This is a genomic window from Salmonella sp. SAL00670 (assembly GCF_046552235.1).
GTDB lineage: Bacteria > Pseudomonadota > Gammaproteobacteria > Enterobacterales > Enterobacteriaceae > Salmonella > Salmonella enterica.
The window spans coordinates 1416287-1431294 of sequence record NZ_JBGDUO010000001.1 but is presented as its reverse complement, the minus strand read 5'-3'; the positions used below and the strand labels follow the sequence as shown (position 1 = coordinate 1431294).

Genomic DNA, 15008 nt, shown 5'->3' with positions numbered 1-15008 from the left:
GCGGTATTCTCGTCATAGGCCGGATAGGCTTTATGCCGCCATCCGGCACGGACTGCCTGAACCTGACCCTTCTAACCCTCTCATTCGAGAGGGTTTTTTGTTTTTTCTTTATGATTGGTTCAAATGACATAATTATTAACAATTAAATTGATAATTATTATCGTTTGCTTTATCGTTACGCTCGAAATCAGAAAGGATGAAGATTCGGGCGCGACCGTCACTAATGAGCCCGACTCGCCTGCATAAAAAGAGTTCGCCGTGATAACCGTTATCGCAGGCGAAACGTAATGCGTTGTGAGCGATAACCGATTTTTTTGTCGTATTTACCTCATGGAGAAATGGAATGTTTAGGTTTAACCCTTTCGTTCGGGTAGGGCTTTGTATGTCTGCAGTTACGTTGGCCTGGCCGGTTGCCGCGGCAACGGATGATGGTGAAACTATGGTCGTTACCGCGTCCGCCATCGAACAAAATCTGAAAGATGCGCCAGCAAGTATCAGCGTCATTACCCAGCAAGATTTACAGCGCAGGCCCGTGCAAAACCTGAAAGATGTCCTGAAAGAGGTGCCGGGCGTACAGCTCACTAACGAAGGGGATAACCGTAAAGGCGTGAGTATTCGTGGTCTGGACAGCAGTTATACGCTGATCCTGATCGACGGTAAGCGCGTTAACTCCCGTAACGCGGTCTTCCGCCATAATGATTTTGATCTGAACTGGATACCGGTTGACGCTATCGAACGCATTGAAGTGGTGCGTGGCCCCATGTCCTCGCTGTATGGCTCCGATGCGCTGGGCGGCGTGGTCAACATTATCACCAAAAAAATTGGTCAGAAATGGCACGGCAGCGTCACGGTTGACTCCACTATTCAGGAACATCGCGACCGTGGCGATACCTATAACGGTCAGTTCTTTACCAGCGGTCCGCTGATCGACGGCGTGCTGGGAATGAAAGCCTACGGTAGTCTGGCGAAACGCGAAAAAGACGAGCAGCAGAGCTCCGCCACCACCGCTACGGGTGAAACGCCGCGCATTGAAGGATTTACCAGCCGGGATGGAAACGTCGAGTTTGCCTGGACACCAAACGAAAATCATGACGTTACCGCAGGCTACGGTTTTGATCGCCAGGACCGGGACTCCGACTCGCTGGATAAAAACCGACTGGAACGGCAAAACTACGCGTTGAGCCATAACGGACGTTGGGATCTCGGCAATAGCGAGCTCAAGTTCTACGGCGAAAAGGTGGAAAACAAAAACCCCGGCAACAGTAGCCCTATCACGTCAGAAAGCAATTCGATTGACGGGAAATACGTTCTGCCGTTAGCGTCTGTCAACCAGTTCCTCACCTTCGGCGGCGAATGGCGTCACGATAAACTGAGCGATGCGGTGAACCTGACCGGCGGTTCCAGTACTAAAACCTCCGCCAGCCAGTATGCTCTGTTCCTTGAAGATGAGTGGCGCATCTTCGAACCGCTGGCGCTGACCACCGGTATTCGTATGGATGACCATGAAACCTATGGCGATCACTGGAGCCCGCGTGCTTATCTGGTCTATAACGCAACGGATACCCTGACGGTGAAAGGTGGGTGGGCCACGGCCTTTAAAGCGCCGTCGCTATTGCAATTAAGCCCGGACTGGGCGACCAACTCCTGCCGTGGCGGATGCCGTATTGTCGGTAGCCCGGATCTGAAACCTGAAACCAGTGAAAGCTGGGAGCTCGGCCTTTATTACCGGGGCGAAGAAGGCATACTGGAGGGCGTGGAAGCGAGCGTTACCACGTTCCGTAACGATGTGGACAATCGCATCAGCATTAGTCGTACCCCTGACGTTAACGCCGCGCCCGGCTATTCCAACTTTGTCGGTTTCGAAACCAACAGTCGGGGACAGCGCGTTCCGGTCTTCCGTTATTACAACGTGAATAAAGCGCGTATTCAGGGCGTGGAAACCGAGTTGAAAGTTCCGTTTAACGAGGCGTGGAAACTGTCGTTGAATTACACCTATAACGACGGACGCGACGTCAGTAATGGCGGGAACAAGCCGCTTTCCGATCTGCCGTTCCACACCGCGAACGGTACGCTGGACTGGAAACCGGTGCAGCTCGAAGACTGGTCATTCTACGTATCAGGGAATTATACCGGGCGTAAGCGGGCCGACAGCGCAACAGCGAAAACGCCGGGCGGGTACGTGGTCTGGGATACCGGCGCGGCATGGCAGGCGACGAAAAACGTTAAACTGCGTGCGGGCGTTCTGAACGTGGGCGATAAAGATCTCAAACGCGACGACTACGGTTATACCGAAGACGGACGTCGTTACTTTATGGCGGTGGATTACCGTTTCTGACAGAGACTGGCGACAGCCGCGTTTTGCCGCTGTCGCCAGAATGTTATAACCGATGCAGCCTGGAGAGCAGCGCCAGCGACAGAGTCGTTAGCAGAATGGCGATCACCGCATAGATATAAACGCCCGACCACGCCCAGCTATTTTTCACCATAATTACCGGCACACCGGCCATTGCCGCGCCGACATAGCTGAACAATCCCCGAAAGCCGGTAATCGATCCCGCCGCATCCTTATGGGTCACATCCAGACAGCCGACGGCAAAAAGCATATGCGGTCCGTATAAGGCGAAGCCCATGATGGTGAACAGAATCGCGGTGAGGGTGTAAGAGGTATCCTGAACCAGCGGCACCAGCACGATGCATATGCACAGCGCTAACGCGAAGATTAATCCGGTCATCCAGCGGTTACTTTTGAACATAAAGTCAGACAAGTAGCCTGCCAGCAACCCACCTGCCAGTCCGCCCGCCTCAAACCAGGAAATAATCGAGTTCGCTTTTATCAGACTCCAGCCGTGAACCTGCGAATAGTAAATCTGCGGCCAGTCGTTAAGAATAGTGCGCGCAATATAAACTGACATATCGCCGATAATAATGATCCATACCAGTGGATTGGTCAGGATATATTTCACAAAAATCTGCCAGAAGCTCAGGTTGACCGGGCTGGCCTTGACCTGGGCCAGTTCCGTCGGGTCGTTACGCCACTGCCCCACGTTGGGCAAACCTAACGTACCGGGACGATCTTTAATGGTAAATAGCGCCACTATCCCCATCAGCAGCGAAATGGCGCCGGGAACATAAAACCCCATTTTCCAGCTACCGCTAAAGGCGATAGCAAAGCTGGTCAGCAGTGGCGCGAGGCTGCCGCCGATATTGTGCGCCGCTTCAACGATAGCCCACCAGCGTCCCCGTTCGTTTTTCGAAAACCACGAGGCCATAATTTTCGCCATCGGCGGAAAGCTGGTGCCCTGTAATATCGCGTTGAGGCTGTACAGTACGTAGAATGCCGCCACGCTATCGGAAAAGCCGAACAGAATATTTACAATCCCCACGCCAATCAACACCGGGCCGGTCATGGCTTTCGGGTTAATTTTATCGACCAGCATCCCGCCGACAAACTTCATCGCGCCATAAAGAATGTAAAAAATAGAAGACATAATGGCGAAGTCTTCTGCGGTCAGCGACGTTTCCGTCAGCATGGCCGGCATCGCGGCGGAGAAGTTTTTACGGGTAAGATAAAAGACGGCATAAGAGATAAAGACCGAGGCGATAATCTCAAAACGAAATTTTTTATAGGTCTGGTCTATCTCTTTTTTCTCTTTTACAATCGGCTTATCGGGCTGGCTGAAAATAAATGTTTTTATACTCATTTTAAAATTCCCTTCCGGCGAGGTGAGTCGCGTTATAATTCATCTTCAATAAGAAAAAGAAGCAATTCGAAACCGTGATAATTAATCTGATGGTGGATTTTTTTCCGTACAACCGGCTTCGCTTTCCATGCAATACCGGTACCAGCATGTTCTAACATCGGCAGATCGTTGGCGCCATCACCGCAGGCAATAATATTCTCCGTGGCAATATTTAACCGGGCAGCCAGGTCAACCAGCGTCTGTTTTTTGTTTGCGGCATTCATAATCGGCAAGGTAATGTTATCCGTCAGAACGTTATCGCGTATTTCAACCGTATTCGAAAAGGCATAATCCAGTTGATACCGTTCTTTTAGACGCTGGGTGAATATATCCAGTCCCCCGGAGATAATCGCGGTTTTAAATCCTTTGGCCTTGATGACTGGCAGAATAGTTAACAGGCCTGGCGAAAGGGTCATGCGATCGCATACGGCGTTCAGCACTGCTTTCGGTGTGCCTTTCAACATTCCGATACGTCGGGTAAAACTGGCGTTAAAATCAAGCTTGCCCTCCATCGCCTGTTGGGTAATGGCGGTGATTTGCGTCGACATGCCAAGCTCGCGGGCAATTTCATCCACGCCTTCTTCCGCAATAAATGTCGAGTCCATATCAAACGCGATAATACCGTTAGCAGGCAGTGGCTGCGGCTTAATAAAAAAATCAAACTGCCATTGCAATGAGAGTTCGCGTAAATAGCGATAAAATTCAGGCGTCAGACATTCCGCTGGAAGCGTAAGCTTTAAATAAGCGGTATTGATAAGCGCGGCATAACGTTTATCAAATAATAGCGGAAACGGCATGGTGACGGCATTAAGTAACGTTTCCTGTAATTTTTTCTGAAACGTATCGATATCCTGTGTAGTAATAAAATAAATAATGCTCATATGATAACTCCCTTAATTTACGGGTATTATAATGGCTCTTTTGTGGCGTGGAATCTCGTGCTATCACAGATATCACAGCCAGAAAAGGGCTAAAAAAGCGTTGTTTTTGATACCAGGTAAAGTTCAGACACAAAAGGTATCACTTTTGATATGCCAACTGTGCGAGGATGTTATTTATTACTGAACGCGAATGACACTGAAAGGATTGATATAACGATGGAGAGTTGCCTTGATATATTCAAAATAGTAATAGGTCCATCCAGCTCACGTACCGTAGGGCCGATGCGCGCCGCCTGTCACTTTATTTCATTGCTCAGAGAACAAGAGACGTTGCCGCTAATTCGGGAAATTGAAATCGAGCTGTATGGCGCGTTATCGTTAAGCCGCAAGTGCCACAATGTGGATACCGCCCTGTATCTTGGGCTGCTGGGTTGCCAGCCGGAGAATGTCGATCTCCGTTCGCATATGGCGGTGATTAAGCGTGCGGAAAATGAAAACAAAATCGAACTCCCGCTCTCTGACGCGGGCGGAATCACGATAAAAGTCAAGATTATCGCCAATCACCAGGCGCATCCAGGCCATCCTTATGCCATGACGTTTCGCGCCAGAGATGATTATTTTACGGTGTATGAAGAGACCTGGTTTTCGACCGGCGCCGGACAGGTTCGCAAACATGGCGAGCCGCTGACGCCATCGCTTCCTTTGCGTACAGTGTCGCCCTTTGAATTTAGTCATGCCGCGCAGTTGCTGGCGCTGTGTCGGCGTAACGGCCTGTCCGTAGCGGCGCTGATGATGAAAAATGAGCTGTGCCGCCACTCGCCACAGACGTTGCAGAATTATCTGGCGCAAATATGGGACGTGATGCAGCAGGCGGTTTATCGCGGCCTGCATACTGAGGGGGTATTACCCGGCCCCTATCAGGTACCGCGGCGCGCCTGTGCGTTACATAAGACGTTACAGGCGAACCGTTCCGCCAGCGATTTTTTAACCGCGCTGAACTGGGTCAATGCCTTCGCGATTGCGGTAAGCGAAGAAAATGCCAGCGGCGGACAGATTGTTACCGCGCCAACCAATGGCGCGTGCGGCATCATTCCGGCAGCGCTCTGCTGGTATGATAAATTTGTCACGCCGCTGGAGCCCGGTGCTCTGACTCGTTTCTTCCTGACCGCTGCCGCTATCGCGATATTGTTTAAACAAAACGCCTCTATTCTGGGATCTGAAGTTGGCTGTCAGGGGGAAATCGGCGTGGCGTGCTCAATGGCGGCGGCGGGCCTGGCTGGACTGATGGGCGCATCCGTGGAGCAAACGCTGAGCGCCGCTGAAATTGCCATGGAACATCATCTGGGATTGACCTGCGATCCGCTGGGTGGGCAGGTACAAATTCCCTGCATAGAGAGAAACGCCATCTCTGCCGTGAAAGCGATAAACGCGGCGACGATGGCGATGAGTCGCGTAAGCGAACCCTGTATTTCGCTCGATGAGATCATTGCTGCGATGTACGAGACCGGTAAAGACATGAGCGCTAAATACCGTGAAACGTATCATGGTTCGCTGGGGAAAATTCAGCCGCGCAAGAGAGGGTAACAGCGTGAAATACAATACGATGAATAACGACGAGATTATCCTGTCGTTGTGCGCCCGCTTAAAGGAGACGCGTCTGTCTCTTTCGATGACCCAGCAGCAGCTTGCCGATCGCGCGCACGTTGGCATCGCTACCATCAAGCGTATCGAGAAGGGGGGAGGGCTCAATCTTGATACGTTAATTTCTCTCCTGCGGGCGCTGGATAAGTTGCATAATCTCGATGCGGTGCTGTTTGAATCCGAGCTGCGTAATTTTCACGAAAGTTATGAAGGCGGAGAGGGGAGCGGCCGCCTTCAGGTACGCCAGCAGGCCGCGGATTTAAATAATAAATCTTCCGTGCCGCAGTCGGAGGAGGTGAATTACAGCGCGGCGCTGGAAAATTCATTATGTTGGTGACGTCTCACGCTCGTCCCGTAAATACCGGGCATGAAAGCGCAGATGGTCCTCGATGAAGGACGCAATAAAATAATAGCTATGATCGTAGCCAGGCTGGATTCGTAGCGTCATCGGCCAGGCGGTTTGCCGCGCGGCTTCCGCCAGTACGGCGGGCTGAAGCTGATCGGCGAGGAATTGATCGCTGTCGCCCTGATCGATGAGCACAGGAATGGCGTCCTGCGGCTGGCTGGCCAGCATTAATTCGCAGCTATCCCACTCAGTCCAGGCTGATTCATCTTCGCCGAGATAAGCGGTAAGCGCTTTGATTCCCCACGGCACGCGGCTGGGGTTGACGATAGGCGCAAAAGCAGAGACGCTGGTGTATTTGCCCGGATTTTTCAGCGCCATGATTAATGCGCCGTGGCCGCCCATCGAGTGCCCGCTGATGGCGCAACGGTCGCTGACGTTAAACTGTGTCTGGATAAGCGCCGGAAGCTCATCGCGCAGGTAATCGTACATGCGATAATGGCTGGCCCAGGGCGGCTGTGTGGCATTGAGATAAAACCCGGCGCCGTGGCCTAAATCGTATCCGCTATCGTCAGCGACCTGTTCACCGCGTGGACTGGTATCCGGCATCACCAATACAATGCCCAGTTCTGCTGCGATACGCTGCGCGCCTGCTTTGGTGGTAAAGTTCTCATCATTGCAGGTCAACCCGGACAACCAGTACAGTACCGGAGGCGGTTCATTATCCTGAGTCGGCGGAAGAAAAATGCTGAATGTCATGGCGCAGTTTAGCGTGGCGGCATGATGACGCCAGCGCTGCTGCCAGCCGCCAAAACATCGGTGCTCTTCGAGCATTTCCATGCGGGGGCTCCTTTTATAGTGAACCTGATAAGGTATGCAGATTCTTCATAATACAGATTATTCACCGCGTTGTGAGTAACTTTCACTTCCGTAATACATAAACATGCTTCATCATTTAAATAACGTTGCGTTAACAAATATGCCCTTTGTCCTGCCATCATTCTCGCACCGGAAAAGATGTCATGAAAGGCAGCGACAATTTCAACAATTATGGGCGTGAATACTGGATTATGTGCGCTACCTCACGCACAATAATCACACTGTCACAATATTGACAAACTTTGCCCCATGCAGGGCAGAGGCGCCACACCTGCAGGAGAACACGATTAATGCCATCACTCAGTAAAGAAGCGGCCCTGGTTCATGACGCGCTGGTTGCCCGGGGGCTGGAAACGCCGCTGCGCCCGCCTATGGATGAACTGGATAATGAAACGCGAAAAAGCCTTATCGCAGGGCATATGACTGAGATTATGCAGTTGCTGAATCTCGATTTGAGCGATGACAGTCTGATGGAAACGCCGCATCGTATCGCTAAGATGTACGTTGACGAGATTTTCGCCGGCCTCGACTATGCCAATTTCCCGAAAATTACCCTCATTGAAAATAAAATGAAGGTGGATGAAATGGTCACCGTCCGCGATATCACGCTGACCAGCACCTGTGAACATCACTTCGTGACCATTGATGGCAAAGCGACCGTCGCGTATATCCCCAAAGATTCCGTGATCGGCCTGTCGAAAATTAACCGCATCGTGCAATTCTTCGCCCAGCGTCCGCAGGTTCAGGAACGTTTGACCCAACAAATTCTGACGGCGCTGCAAACCTTGCTCGGCACCAATAATGTAGCGGTATCGATTGATGCGGTGCATTACTGCGTGAAAGCGCGCGGTATTCGTGACGCAACCAGCGCCACGACGACGACGTCGCTGGGCGGATTGTTTAAGTCCAGCCAGAATACGCGCCAGGAGTTTCTGCGTGCCGTTCGCCATCATCCATGATTAAGGCGGAGACGATGGAACGTAATGTCACGCTGGATTTTGTACGTGGCGTCGCTATCCTCGGTATCCTGCTTCTTAACATTAGCGCCTTTGGATTGCCGAAGGCGGCTTATCTCAATCCCGCCTGGTACGGCGCGATCGTTCCCGAAGACGCCTGGTCCTGGGCGATTCTCGATATTGTGGCGCAGGCTAAGTTTCTTACTCTGTTCGCGTTGTTGTTTGGCGCGGGGCTACAAATGCTGCTTCCGCGTGGTAAACAGTGGATTCAGTCGCGCTTAACGCTATTGGTACTGTTAGGTTTTATCCATGCGTTATTCTTTTGGGACGGCGACATTCTGCTGGCCTACGGTCTGGTCGGGTTAATTTGCTGGCGACTGGTACGCGACGCGCCTTCGGTAAAAAGCCTGTTCAATACTGGCATACTCCTTTATCTGGTCGGGATTGGCGTGCTACTGCTGCTGGGCGTGGTATCGAGTAGCGAAACCAGCCGCGCCTGGACGCCGGATGCGTCGGCAATATTGTATGAAAAATACTGGAAGCTGAATGGCGGCATGGAGGCTATCAGCAACCGGGCAGAGATGCTGTCGAATAGTTTACTGGCGCTCGGCGCGCAGTATGGCTGGCAACTGGCGGGTATGATGCTGCTGGGCGCTGCGCTAATGCGTAGCGGCTGGTTGAAAGGTCAGTACAGTCTGCGGCACTATCGCCGTACCGGGGCTCTGCTGGTGGCGTTAGGGCTAATGATCAACCTGCCTGCGGTCATCTTACAATGGCGGCTGGACTGGGCGTACCGCTGGTGCGCCTTCTTATTGCAGGCGCCGCGCGAACTGAGCGCGCCGTTGCAAACGCTGGGCTATGCCGCGCTGATGTTTGGCTTCTGGCCGCAGCTTAGCCGATGCAGACTGACGCTTGCCATTGCCTGCGTAGGGCGAATGGCGCTGACCAATTATCTGCTGCAGACGATCATCTGTACCACGCTGTTTTATCAGTTTGGCTTATTTATGAAATTCAATCGACTGGAACTCTTGTTCTTTGTCGTTCCGGTATGGGCAATAAACCTTCTCTTTTCCGTCATCTGGCTACGTTTCTGGCGACAGGGACCGGTCGAGTGGTTATGGCGTCAACTTACGTTGCGCGCGTCAGGATCGCTCAGATAACGATCTGGATCACATTCATTAACAAAATGGCTGTAACCGTTTCCATCCCTGTGATGTTTCTCACGCAGCCCTGGGCAGGGTGCTGACAAAATAGCCGCCTGCTAACGGGGCATTTGTGAGCATTTTTGAACTCAAACAGGGCAGTGAATATGATCACCATTCGTGATGTAGCGCGCCAGGCTGGCGTGTCTGTAGCGACCGTTTCCCGCGTACTGAATAACAGCGCGTTGGTCAGTCCCGACACCCGTGACGCCGTTATGCAGGCCGTCACCCTGCTGGGATATCGGCCAAATGCGAATGCGCAAGCGCTGGCCACCCAGGTGAGCGACACCATCGGCGTCGTGGTCATGGATGTTTCCGATGCCTTTTTCGGCGCTCTGGTGAAAGCCGTAGATCTGGTCGCGCAGCAGCACCAGAAATATGTTCTCATTGGCAACAGTTATCATGAGGCGGAAAAAGAGCGCCATGCGATTGAAGTCTTGATCCGTCAGCGTTGTAACGCATTGATTGTTCACTCAAAAGCCTTAACCGATCGCGAGCTGAGCGACTTTATGGATCAGATCCCTGGTATGGTGCTGATTAACCGTATCGTGCCGGGTTATGCGCATCGTTGTGTCTGTCTCGACAATGTGAGCGGCGCCAGAATGGCGACCCGAATGTTGCTGAATAATGGACATCAACGCATCGGCTACCTGGCCTCCAGCCACCGTATTGAAGATGACGCGATGCGCAGAGAAGGGTGGTTACACGCGCTGCAAGAGCAGGGGGTTGCTGCGTCGGAGAGCTGGATTGGCACCGGCACGCCGGATATGCAGGGCGGCGAGTCGGCAATGGTTGAGTTGCTGGGACGCAATCTGCAACTGACGGCGGTATTTGCCTATAACGATAACATGGCGGCGGGCGCGCTGACGGCGTTAAAAGATAACGGCATCGCCATTCCCTTGCATCTGTCTGTCATCGGTTTCGATGATATCCCTATTGCTCGTTATACCGATCCTCAGTTGACTACCGTGCGCTATCCTATTGCTTCTATGGCGAAAATCGCGACCGAGCTGGCGTTACAGGGGGCCGCAGGCACGCTGGATATCACGGCGACGCACTGCTTCATGCCGACGCTGGTACGGCGCCATTCGGTGGCGTGGCGACAGAATGCGGTACTGATCACTAACTGATTACGCACCGCATGTAACCGTTTTCAATCTGTGAGTAAATTCACAGTTTATTAACATTGTGATAGCTATGATGACAACGTTTGTCGCATTGTAACTAATGTGTAACAGTTAGTTGTCAGTTTTGCTGGGGTATTTCGCTTATAAAAACCGTTATCACAATATCCCGCGACTACCGGACAAAAATAAAGAGTTGAATAAGAGCCTATCCCATTAGGGCTATTTTACTTGCCATTTTGGACCTGGGCAGTGCTCGCCAAAACGCGTTAGCGTTTTGAACGCCGCTAGCGGCGGCCCGAAGGGCGAGCGTAGCGAGTCAAACCTCACGTACTACGTGTACGCTCCGGTTTTTGCGCGCTGTCCGTGTCCAAACTGGCTGCGCCAATAACGTCTGGTGGGATAGGCTCTAAATACGCTTCGGCGTTCAGTAACACGCGTTAACGTGCTGAACAGCCGGGCATTTTTTTACGCTATACCCTACATAATAAAACCGGAGCTACCATGAATAAGAAGGTACTGACCCTTTCTGCCGTGATGGCAAGTCTGTTATTCGGCGCGCACGCGCACGCGGCTGATACTCGTATTGGCGTGACGATTTATAAATATGACGATAACTTTATGTCCGTGGTGCGTAAGGCTATTGAAAAAGATGGCAAATCCGCGCCGGATGTTCAGCTACTGATGAATGACTCGCAAAACGATCAGTCCAAACAGAATGATCAAATTGACGTTTTATTGGCGAAAGGGGTTAAAGCTCTGGCGATTAACCTGGTCGACCCGGCAGCCGCCGGTACGGTGATTGAGAAAGCTCGCGGGCAAAATGTGCCGGTGGTGTTCTTTAACAAAGAGCCTTCCCGCAAAGCGCTGGACAGCTATGACAAGGCGTATTATGTCGGGACTGACTCTAAAGAATCCGGTGTGATTCAGGGCGACTTGATTGCCAAACACTGGCAAGCGAATCAGGGTTGGGATCTGAATAAAGACGGTAAAATTCAGTATGTTCTGCTGAAAGGCGAGCCGGGGCATCCGGATGCTGAAGCCCGTACGACGTATGTGGTGAAAGAGTTAAATGCTAAAGGTATTCAGACCGAGCAACTGGCGTTAGACACCGCTATGTGGGATACCGCGCAGGCAAAAGATAAGATGGATGCCTGGCTGTCTGGCCCGAACGCTAACAAGATTGAAGTGGTTATCGCGAATAACGATGCGATGGCGATGGGCGCGGTAGAGGCGCTGAAAGCGCATAATAAATCGTCGATTCCGGTCTTTGGCGTCGATGCGTTACCGGAAGCCCTGGCGCTGGTGAAATCGGGCGCGATGGCCGGTACGGTACTGAATGACGCCAACAATCAGGCGAAAGCGACATTCGATCTGGCGAAAAACCTCGCCGAAGGCAAGGGCGCGGCTGACGGCACCAGCTGGAAGATTGAGAACAAAATCGTGCGCGTGCCTTATGTCGGCGTGGACAAAGACAATCTGAGCGAATTTACCCAAAAATAACTTTTCCGTCTGTGGGCGCAATTTTGTTGCGCCCTGAAACCGTGGAAGGGTGACGCGCCGCAGACCGGATAACGTATTTCTTTTGCCATCCGGCGCGGATAGTCATAATTAAAAAGGCCGACAGGGTATCATTATGGGCAGCACGATTTCTCCGCCGTCGGGTGAATATTTGTTGGAAATGCGTGGCATTAACAAATCATTTCCCGGCGTGAAAGCGCTTGATAATGTCAACTTAAACGTTCGTCCGCACTCTATTCATGCATTAATGGGCGAAAACGGCGCAGGCAAATCAACATTATTAAAATGTCTTTTCGGTATTTACCAAAAAGATTCCGGCAGCATTGTATTTCAGGGAAAAGAAGTGGACTTCCATTCGGCGAAAGAAGCGCTGGAGAATGGGATTTCGATGGTACACCAGGAGTTAAACCTGGTATTACAACGTTCGGTCATGGATAACATGTGGCTGGGACGTTATCCCACCAAAGGTATGTTTGTCGACCAGGATAAAATGTACCAGGATACCAAAGCGATATTTGATGAGCTGGATATCGATATTGACCCACGCGCGCGCGTAGGAACGTTATCCGTTTCGCAAATGCAGATGATCGAAATTGCGAAGGCGTTTTCCTATAACGCTAAGATCGTTATTATGGATGAACCGACCTCATCGTTAACTGAGAAAGAGGTTAATCATCTGTTCACGATTATTCGCAAGCTGAAAGAACGCGGCTGCGGTATTGTTTATATCTCGCATAAAATGGAAGAAATTTTTCAATTGTGCGATGAAATTACTATTTTGCGCGACGGTCAGTGGATTGCCACCCAGCCGCTGGAAGGGCTGGATATGGATAAGATCATTGCGATGATGGTCGGGCGTTCCCTGAACCAGCGTTTCCCGGATAAAGAAAATAAGCCGGGCGACGTGATTCTGGAGGTACGTAACCTGACCTCGCTGCGCCAGCCTTCCATTCGCGATGTCTCCTTTGATTTGCACAAGGGCGAAATTCTGGGCATTGCCGGTCTGGTTGGGGCAAAGCGTACCGATATCGTCGAAACGCTGTTTGGCATTCGTGAGAAGTCGTCCGGGACAATCACTTTACATGGCAAGAAAATTAATAATCACACTGCGAACGAAGCGATTAACCACGGTTTTGCGCTGGTGACGGAAGAGCGTCGTTCCACCGGAATTTATGCCTATCTGGATATCGGATTTAACTCATTAATTTCGAATATCCGTAATTATAAAAACAAAGTGGGGTTACTGGATAATTCCCGGATGAAAAGCGACACCCAATGGGTCATTGATTCCATGCGGGTAAAAACGCCGGGGCATCGCACGCAAATTGGTTCGCTTTCCGGCGGCAATCAGCAAAAGGTGATCATTGGTCGCTGGCTATTAACGCAGCCGGAAATATTAATGCTGGACGAACCGACCCGCGGAATTGATGTCGGCGCAAAGTTTGAAATTTATCAGCTTATTGCGGAACTGGCGAAAAAAGGCAAGGGGATCATCATTATCTCTTCTGAAATGCCGGAGCTGTTAGGGATTACCGATCGTATCCTGGTGATGAGTAACGGTCTCGTTTCCGGCATTGTCGATACTAAAACAACAACGCAAAACGAAATTTTGCGTCTTGCTTCTTTGCACCTTTAAGATCAGGGGCTCCTTATGAGTGCGTTAAACAAGAAAAGCTTTTTGACCTGGCTGAAAGAGGGCGGAATTTACGTCGTTCTTTTAGTGTTGCTGGCGATTATTATTTTCCAGGACCCGACTTTTTTAAGTTTGCTGAATTTAAGTAATATTCTGACGCAATCTTCGGTACGTATTATTATCGCGCTGGGCGTGGCGGGACTCATCGTCACCCAGGGGACAGACCTGTCGGCGGGGCGTCAGGTAGGGCTGGCGGCGGTCGTGGCGGCAACATTACTGCAATCAATGGAAAACGCCAACAAAGTGTTTCCGGAAATGGCGACCATGCCGATTGCTCTGGTCATCCTGATTGTCTGCGCGATTGGCGCGGTGATTGGCCTGGTGAACGGCATCATCATTGCTTACCTGAATGTGACGCCGTTTATTACCACGCTTGGCACGATGATTATCGTTTATGGAATCAACTCCCTTTACTATGACTTTGTCGGCGCTTCGCCCATTTCCGGCTTTGACAGCGGCTTTTCCACCTTTGCGCAGGGCTTTGTGGCGATGGGCAGTTTCCGGCTCTCCTACATCACCTTTTACGCCCTGATTGCGGTAGCGTTTGTCTGGGTGCTGTGGAATAAGACCCGCTTTGGTAAAAACATTTTTGCTATTGGCGGCAACCCGGAAGCGGCAAAAGTTTCTGGCGTAAACGTGGCGCTGAACCTGCTGATGATTTATGCGCTCTCCGGCGTGTTTTATGCCTTCGGCGGCTTACTGGAAGCAGGGCGTATTGGTTCTGCCACCAACAACCTCGGCTTTATGTATGAACTGGATGCGATTGCCGCGTGCGTGGTCGGGGGCGTATCGTTTAGCGGCGGAGTGGGTACGGTCTTCGGCGTGGTGACCGGCGTTATTATCTTTACCGTCATCAACTACGGCCTGACCTATATCGGGGTAAACCCGTACTGGCAGTACATTATCAAAGGCGGCATTATCATTTTCGCCGTGGCGCTGGACTCGCTGAAATACGCGCGTAAGAAGTAGTTATCCAGACCTATTGCCTTGCTTATCAGATAACCCGGCGCAGCGAAACTGCGCGCCGG

At 51.4% G+C, this 15008-nt stretch carries 12 protein-coding genes; 9 read left to right on the top strand and 3 right to left on the bottom strand.

Going from position 1 to position 15008, the window contains the following annotated elements; all coding sequences use genetic code 11:
* Positions 1 to 343 precede the first annotated feature (343 nt).
* Positions 344 to 2335, top strand: a complete 1992-nt coding sequence (gene cirA / locus ACLJRS_RS07210; protein ID WP_000488255.1) for a catecholate siderophore receptor CirA — start codon at positions 344 to 346, stop codon at positions 2333 to 2335.
* Positions 2336 to 2378: 43 nt separating this feature from the next.
* On the opposite strand, the gene ACLJRS_RS07205 is transcribed toward cirA, so the two are convergent.
* Entirely contained in the window at positions 2379 to 3701 is a 1323-nt protein-coding gene (locus ACLJRS_RS07205; RefSeq protein WP_000023807.1) for an MFS transporter, read from the bottom strand.
* A 32-nt stretch (positions 3702 to 3733) separates the two neighbouring features.
* On the bottom strand, positions 3734 to 4621 hold the full coding sequence (gene serB / locus ACLJRS_RS07200) for a phosphoserine phosphatase SerB (RefSeq protein ID WP_001625053.1): 888 nt from the start codon (positions 4619 to 4621) through the stop codon (positions 3734 to 3736).
* Positions 4622 to 4837: 216 nt separating this feature from the next.
* Between serB and ACLJRS_RS07195 the strand changes: the two genes are divergently transcribed.
* The gene (locus ACLJRS_RS07195) at positions 4838 to 6205 is read left to right on the top strand and encodes an L-serine ammonia-lyase (RefSeq protein ID WP_001673731.1); all 1368 of its coding nucleotides are present in this window, start codon (positions 4838 to 4840) and stop codon (positions 6203 to 6205) included.
* A gap of 4 nt (positions 6206 to 6209) precedes the next feature.
* Positions 6210 to 6599 carry a helix-turn-helix domain-containing protein gene (locus ACLJRS_RS07190; RefSeq protein ID WP_000876819.1) on the top strand — a complete coding sequence of 130 codons (390 nt, stop codon included), beginning with the start codon at positions 6210 to 6212 and terminating at the stop codon, positions 6597 to 6599.
* On the opposite strand, the gene fghA is transcribed toward ACLJRS_RS07190, so the two are convergent.
* Positions 6588 to 7445, bottom strand: coding sequence for an S-formylglutathione hydrolase (gene fghA / locus ACLJRS_RS07185; protein WP_000425488.1), 858 nt, complete (start codon positions 7443 to 7445; stop codon positions 6588 to 6590). The genes ACLJRS_RS07190 and fghA overlap by 12 nt on opposite strands.
* A gap of 329 nt (positions 7446 to 7774) precedes the next feature.
* On the opposite strand from fghA, the gene folE reads away from it, so the two are divergent.
* The 6 genes from folE (at position 7775) to mglC (ending at position 14949) form a co-directional block, all read left to right on the top strand.
* On the top strand, positions 7775 to 8443 hold the full coding sequence (gene folE / locus ACLJRS_RS07180; RefSeq protein ID WP_001139611.1) for a GTP cyclohydrolase I FolE: 669 nt from the start codon (positions 7775 to 7777) through the stop codon (positions 8441 to 8443).
* A gap of 14 nt (positions 8444 to 8457) precedes the next feature.
* Positions 8458 to 9600: a DUF418 domain-containing protein YeiB gene (gene yeiB, locus ACLJRS_RS07175; RefSeq protein ID WP_001520237.1), complete on the top strand. Its 1143-nt coding sequence runs from the start codon at positions 8458 to 8460 to the stop codon at positions 9598 to 9600.
* Positions 9601 to 9749: 149 nt separating this feature from the next.
* Positions 9750 to 10772, top strand: coding sequence for an HTH-type transcriptional regulator GalS (gene galS / locus ACLJRS_RS07170; protein ID WP_000628634.1), 1023 nt, complete (start codon positions 9750 to 9752; stop codon positions 10770 to 10772).
* A 498-nt stretch (positions 10773 to 11270) separates the two neighbouring features.
* Positions 11271 to 12269, top strand: a complete 999-nt coding sequence (mglB, locus tag ACLJRS_RS07165) for a galactose/glucose ABC transporter substrate-binding protein MglB (RefSeq protein WP_001036938.1) — start codon at positions 11271 to 11273, stop codon at positions 12267 to 12269.
* Positions 12270 to 12402: 133 nt separating this feature from the next.
* The gene (mglA, locus tag ACLJRS_RS07160) at positions 12403 to 13923 is read left to right on the top strand and encodes a galactose/methyl galactoside ABC transporter ATP-binding protein MglA (protein WP_000535908.1); all 1521 of its coding nucleotides are present in this window, start codon (positions 12403 to 12405) and stop codon (positions 13921 to 13923) included.
* A gap of 15 nt (positions 13924 to 13938) precedes the next feature.
* Positions 13939 to 14949, top strand: a complete 1011-nt coding sequence (gene mglC, locus ACLJRS_RS07155; RefSeq protein WP_001275101.1) for a galactose/methyl galactoside ABC transporter permease MglC — start codon at positions 13939 to 13941, stop codon at positions 14947 to 14949.
* The last annotated feature ends 59 nt before the right edge of the window (positions 14950 to 15008 follow it).